Raw genomic sequence first — 6,171 nt, forward strand, 5'->3', positions numbered from 1 at the left:
TTCCGCCGCGCGCTCGTCACCGACGGCAAATCGGCGGTGGGCCAGGCCGTGGCGCGCGCCCTGCTGGAAGCCGGCTGCCCGACCGTGTTCCTGGGCGATCCGCAAGCGTGGAAGCGCGACGCCGCCTTCGACGCGCTGGCGGCCGATCCGCGCGTGCAGGCCGTGGTGCTCGACGTGACCGATACCGATTCGGTCGAGCGGGTCGCCGCGTCCATCGGCGGCAAGGTCGAGATCCTGGTGAACACCGCCGACCAGGAGCGCGAAGGCGGGCTGCTGAACCGCAAGGACGTCAACACGGCGCGCGACGCGCTGGACGTGAACGTGCTGGGGCTGATGCGCCTGGCGCAGAGCTTCGGCCCGGCGCTGTGCGGCCGCGCCGCGGACGGCGTCAACAGCGCCGCGGCCTGGGTCAACGTGCTGTCCATCTACGCCCAAATGAACCTGCCCTCGCGCGGCATGTGGTCGGCGTCCAAGGCGGCCGCGCTGTCCCTGGCGCAATGCCTGCGCGCCGAGATGCGCGGCGCGGGCGTGCGGGTAGTGAACGTGTTCCCCGGACCGGTGGATCACGAATGGGAGCAGCGCACGCCGCCCCCGCGCGTGGCGCCCGCGGCGATCGCCGCCGCCATCGTGCGCGCGCTGAAGGAAGGCATCGAGGACGTCTACGTCGGCGATGTCGCGCAGGAGTTCCGCGCCCGGCTGGCGGAGAACCCCAAGGGACTGGAACGGGAGCTGGGAGCCTGACGGCCCGCCCCGCCCCGACAACGCACGAACCTAGAGGAACAGCACATGAGCCAAAACATTCTTGCCCAATTCATGGCCGAACTGATGTCCGGCCGCATCCGCGTGGTGGACCTGACCGAGACGCTGACGCCGGAATTCCCGACCATCGTGCTGCCGCCGGAGTTCGGCCAGGCCTGGCCGTTCCGCATCGAGGAAATCTCGCGCTACGACGAGCGCGGCCCCGCCTGGTACTGGAACAACTTCTCGTGCTCCGAGCACACCGGCACCCACTTCGACGCCCCGGCCCACTGGGTCACGGGCAAGGACCAGCCTGACAACACGGTGGACACCATTCCGGTCGAGGCCTTCATCGCCAGCGCCTGCGTCATCGACTGCTCGGCCGAGTCCCGCGACAACCCCGACTTCCTGCTGACCATAGACTTCGTGAAGAAATGGGAAGAGCGGCACGGCCGCATCCCCGCGCGTTCCTGGGTGTTGATGCGCACCGACTGGTCCAAGCGCGCCAAGCCCGCCGACTACCTGAACCTGCAGGAAGACGGCGCGCACTCGCCCGGCCCGGATGCGGAAGTGGTTCCCTGGCTGATCAAGGAGCGCGACGTGCACGGCTTCGGCACCGAGTCTGTGGGCACCGACGCGGGCCAGGCGCAGCACCTGGATCCCCCCTATCCCTGCCATTACTACATGCACGGCAACAACCGCTACGGCCTGCAATGCATGACCAACCTGGACCAGCTGCCGCCCACCGGCGCGGTGATCTTCTCTGCGCCGCTCAAGATCCGCAGCGGCTCGGGCAGCCCGCTGCGGGTGCTGGCGCTGGTGCCCAAGGCCTGAGCCGGCCGCGCCTAAGCCGGCCGCGCCTGAGCCGGCCGCACAACAACGACAACAGGGGAATTCCATGACGCATACCAACGTCGCCATCGTCACCGGCGGCAGCGCCGGCATCGGCGCCGAAATCTGCCGCAGCATGCTGGACGCGGGCTACGAAGTGATTTCCATGGCGCGCCGCGCCGCCGACTTCAGCCACCCGCGCCTGCACAATATGCAGGTGGACCTGCTGGACGCCGCAGCCACCGCGCAGGCCGGCGCCGAAGCCGCAGCGAAGTTTCCGATCAGCCACGTCATCCACAATGCCGGCGTCATCTGGCCCAACCTGCTGCCGCAAGTCACTCAGGAAGAGCTGCATGGCCTGACGCAGATCCATCTGGGCGCCGCCATCAGCCTGGTGCAGGCCGCCCTGCCCGGCATGCAGGAACGCAAATTCGGCCGCATCGTGATGATGTCCTCGCGCGGCGCGCTGGGCCTGCCGACCCGCACCGCCTACTCGGCCACCAAGGCCGGCATGGTGGGCATGGCGCGCACCTGGTCGCTGGAGCTGGCGCCGTATGGCATCACGGTCAATGTGGTGGCTCCCGGGCCGATCCAGACCGATATGTTCTACGAGGTGATCGAGCCCGGCAGCGAACGCGAGCAGCAGCTGGCCGCCGGCATCCCGGTCAAGCGCCTGGGCCGCTCGGACGACGTGGCGCGCGCCGTCATGTTCTTCTCTGATCCGGCCAACAGCTTCGTCACCGGCCAGACCCTGTTCGTCTGCGGCGGCGCCAGCGTCAGCTCCATCACCATCTGAACGCGCTTCGGGTTTTGACGGATAGGTAAGCACTGCGGACCGGGTCTACAGTGCGTAGCCTGCGCAAAGAAAGTTTAAGCAACAAGTATTAGAGCAAACCAAGCAAGCACAGAAGCACCCGTTTTCTCCGTTTTCCAGCCGCACCCCACCCTGCCCCCTATCCGGAGGTTTTGCCATGCTGTCGAAGAAACTCCCCCTGGCCGCGGCCGCCGCGGTAGCCGCGCTGTTCGCCCTGCCCGCCCTGGCCCAAGTCAAGGTCGGCGTCGTCACCTCGTCCACCGGCCCCACCGCACTGGTGGGGATCCCCCAGAAGAACACCGTGCCGCTGCTGCCGAAGAAGATCGGCGACCTGACCGTGGAGTACATTTCGCTGGATGACGCCAGCGATTCCACCAACTCGGTGACGGCTTTCAAGAAGCTGATCTCGGAGCAGAACGTCGATGCGCTGATCGGCCCGTCGGGTTCGCCCAACGCCATGGGCGTGATCCAGTTCGCGGCCGAGGCCGGCGTGCCGATGCTGGCGCCGGTAGGCACCGCCGCGGTCGTGCTGCCCATGAACGAACAGAAGAAGTGGGTCTTCAAGACCACCCAGAACGACGACATCATCGCGCGCGCGCTGATCGACCACATGGCCAAGACCGGCATCAAGACGGTTGGCTTCATCGGTCTGAACGATCCCTACGGCGAGAACTGGTACAAGGTCTTCTCGGGCCTGGCCGCTGAAAAGGGCATCAAGATCTCGGCCAACGAACGCTACCTGCGCTTCGACAGCTCGGTCACCGGCCAGGCGCTGAAGATCCTGGCCGCCAAACCGGACGCGGTACTGGTGGCCGCCCCCGGCGCCGCCAGCGTGTTGCCGCAGACCACCCTGTTCGACCAGGGCTACAAGGGCAAGTTCTACCAGACCCATGGCGCGGCCCTGCCCGACTTTCTGAAGCTGGGCGGCAAGAAGGTCGAAGGCACGGTGCTGGCTGCCAGCCTGATGCTGGTGCTGCCGGAAATGCCGGACAGCAACCCGTCCAAGAAGGTCGCCGCCGACTACATCGCCGCCTACGAAAAACTCAACGGCTCCAAGCCGGCCACCTTCGGCGCCAACGTCTACGACGCCGGCCTGCTGCTGGAAAAAGCCGTGCCGCTGGCGGAAAAGGCCGGCAAGCCGGGCACCAAGGAGTTCCGCAACGCGCTGCGCGATGCGCTGGAACAGACCAAGGAGCTGGTTGGCACCCAGGGCGTCTACAACATGAGCGCCGCCGACCATAGCGGCTTCGACGACCGCGGCCGCGAACTCATCACCGTCAAGGACGGCGCCTGGACATTGGTGAAATAGTCTCCCCCCCCCGAAGCGCTGCGCGCTTCCCCCCCAGGGGGGCATGCCAGCGGACCGGCAGAGCCCGGCTCCGCGGCATCCCGCTTGGGATGCGTAGAGCCTGCTTCGTGGTGGCACCCACGGCGCATGTGAGGATGACGCGCCTGGCTTGCTTGTCTGTCTTACCCGGAATTTCGCATGAATGCTCAGATTGCCCTGATACTCGGGCAGGACGGCATCACCAACGGCGCCATCTATGCGCTGCTGGCCTTGTCCATCCTGCTGGTCTTTACCGTCACCCGCGTGCTGTTCATCCCGCAAGGCGAGTTCGTCGCGTTCGGCGCGCTCACCATGGCCGCGCTGCAGGCCGGCAAGCCGGTGCTGCTGGTGTGGCTGCTGCTCGCCTTCGCGCTGGCCGAGGTCGGCGCCGATCTGCTGGCGCGCCGCAAGCGGCCGGGACGCAACCGCGGCGCCTGGCGCATGGCCGCCAAACTGGCCTATCCGCTGGCGCTGGCCGCGCTGTTCTATAAGCTGCCGCTGGCCCAGTTGCCGATGGCGGCGCAGGCGCTGCTGACGCTGCTGTTGCTGGTGCCGATGGGACCGCAGCTGTATCGATTGTTCTACCAGCCCATCGCGTCGGCCTCGACGCTGGTGCTGCTGATCGTCTCCATTGCCGTGCATCTGGCGCTGGTCGGCCTGGGACTGCTGGCTTTCGGCGCGGAAGGCGCCCGCACCGCGCCGTTCAGCGACGCCAGCCTGGCGCTGGGACCGCTCAACGTCAACAGCCAGGCGCTGTGGGTGGTGGCGGTGTCGGCCCTGCTCATCATCGTGCTCTATCAGTTCTTCGAACGCTCGATGTACGGCAAGGCGCTGCGCGCGGCCGCCTTCAACCGGCTGGGCGCGCGGCTGATGGGCATATCGCCGATCTTCGCCGGCAAGGCCACGTTCTTCCTGGCGGCATTGATCGGCACGGTCTCGGGCATCCTGATCGCCCCCATCACCACCATGTATTTCGACTCCGGCTTCATGGTCAGCCTGAAGGGCTTCGTGGGCGCCATCATCGGCGGCCTGGTGAGCTATCCGCTGGCGGCGGCCGGCGCCATCCTGGTGGGCCTGATCGAAGCCTTCTCCTCGTTCTGGGCCAGCGCCTACAAAGAAATCATCGTGTTCACGCTGATCATCCCCGTGCTGCTCTGGCGTTCACTGAAAAGCCATCACGTCGAGGAAGAAGACGAATGAACCCGCGCCACATCCTCCTCGCCTTCCTGGCGCTGCTGGCCCTGGCGCCGCTGGCGCTGCCGCCGTTCTACGTCACGCTGCTGAACTACATCGGCCTGTATGCCATGGTGGCGCTGGGCCTGGTGCTGCTGACCGGCGTTGGCGGCCTGACCAGCTTCGGGCAGGCCGCCTTCGTGGGCGTGGGCGCCTACACCACCGCGCTGCTGACCACCCGCGCCGACACGCTGCCGTCCTGGCTGGCATGGCTGGGCGCCTCGCCCTGGCTGACCTTGCTGGCCGGACTGGCGCTGACCGTGGTCATCGCCTACCTGCTGGGCGCGATCACGCTGAAGCTGTCGGGCCATTTCCTGCCGCTGGGCACGATCGCCTGGGGTCTGTCGCTGTACTTCGTCTTCGGCTCGGTCGAGGGCCTGGGCGGCCATACCGGCATCCCGGACATTCCTGCCATCAGCCTGTTCGGCTGGACGCTGAACCAGGGCGACAACATCTACTACCTGATCTGGGCCTTTCTGCTGGTGGCGGTGTGGTCCACCCAGAACCTGCTGGATTCGCGCGAGGGCCGCGCCATCCGCGCGCTCAAGGGCGGCCGCGTGATGGCCGAATCCATGGGCGTGGACACCGCCCGCTCGCGCATGGTGATCTTCATCATCGCGGCGTTGCAGGCCTGCGCCTCGGGCTGGCTATACGCGCACATGCAGCGCTTCGTGAACCCCAACCCCTTCGGCTTGCAGATGGGCATCGAATACCTGTTCATGACCGTCATCGGCGGCGCGGGACAGGTCTGGGGCGCGCTGGTCGGCGCGGGCGTCTTCACCGTGCTCAAACAGTGGCTGCAGGACTGGATGCCCAAGCTGCTGGGCCAGACCGGCAACTTCGAGGTCATCGTGTTCGGTTTCGGCATGGTGCTGCTGCTGCACCGCGCCCGCAGCGGCCTGTGGCCGGTGCTGACGCGCTGCGTGCCGGTGAAGAAGCAGCCGCGCAAGCTGGACATGCAGGCCGAGCCGCTGCCGCGCAAGCCCATGCCGCCGCGCGGCGAGGTGGTGCTCAAGGCCGTGGACGTAACGCGCAAGTTCGGCGGCCTGGTCGCCAACAACGCCATGAACCTGGAAATCCGCGCCGGCGAAATCCTGGCGCTGATCGGCCCCAACGGCGCCGGCAAGAGCACCATGTTCAACCAGATCTCCGGCGTGGACACGCCGACCTCGGGCACGGTGACGCTGCTGGGCCATTCCGTGGCCGGCGCCGGCGCGCGCCGCATCGC

The 6,171-nt window shown here is 67.3% G+C and carries 6 protein-coding genes; all 6 read left to right on the forward strand.

Annotation, left to right across the window (positions count from 1 at the left end):
• On the forward strand, positions 1 to 741 hold a 741-nt coding region (locus tag VIR09_RS26215; RefSeq protein WP_332015519.1), incomplete at its 5' end, for an SDR family NAD(P)-dependent oxidoreductase.
• A 45-nt stretch (positions 742 to 786) separates the two neighbouring features.
• A complete protein-coding gene (locus VIR09_RS26220) occupies positions 787 to 1,572 on the forward strand; it encodes a cyclase family protein (protein WP_332015520.1) in 786 nt (261 codons plus the stop codon).
• 64 nt (positions 1,573 to 1,636) lie between these two features.
• Positions 1,637 to 2,365 carry an SDR family NAD(P)-dependent oxidoreductase gene (locus VIR09_RS26225; protein ID WP_332015521.1) on the forward strand — a complete coding sequence of 243 codons (729 nt, stop codon included), beginning with the start codon at positions 1,637 to 1,639 and terminating at the stop codon, positions 2,363 to 2,365.
• Between the two features lie 175 nt (positions 2,366 to 2,540).
• On the forward strand, positions 2,541 to 3,692 hold the full coding sequence (locus VIR09_RS26230) for an ABC transporter substrate-binding protein (RefSeq protein ID WP_332015522.1): 1,152 nt from the start codon (positions 2,541 to 2,543) through the stop codon (positions 3,690 to 3,692).
• A gap of 177 nt (positions 3,693 to 3,869) precedes the next feature.
• Positions 3,870 to 4,910 carry a branched-chain amino acid ABC transporter permease gene (locus tag VIR09_RS26235; protein ID WP_332015523.1) on the forward strand — a complete coding sequence of 347 codons (1,041 nt, stop codon included), beginning with the start codon at positions 3,870 to 3,872 and terminating at the stop codon, positions 4,908 to 4,910.
• Positions 4,907 to 6,171: ABC transporter permease subunit (locus VIR09_RS26240; RefSeq protein WP_332015524.1), on the forward strand; the 1,265-nt coding region annotated here is incomplete at its 3' end. The genes VIR09_RS26235 and VIR09_RS26240, both read left to right, overlap by 4 nt.

The organism is Achromobacter sp., assembly GCF_036567245.1.
Lineage (GTDB): Bacteria > Pseudomonadota > Gammaproteobacteria > Burkholderiales > Burkholderiaceae_B > Achromobacter.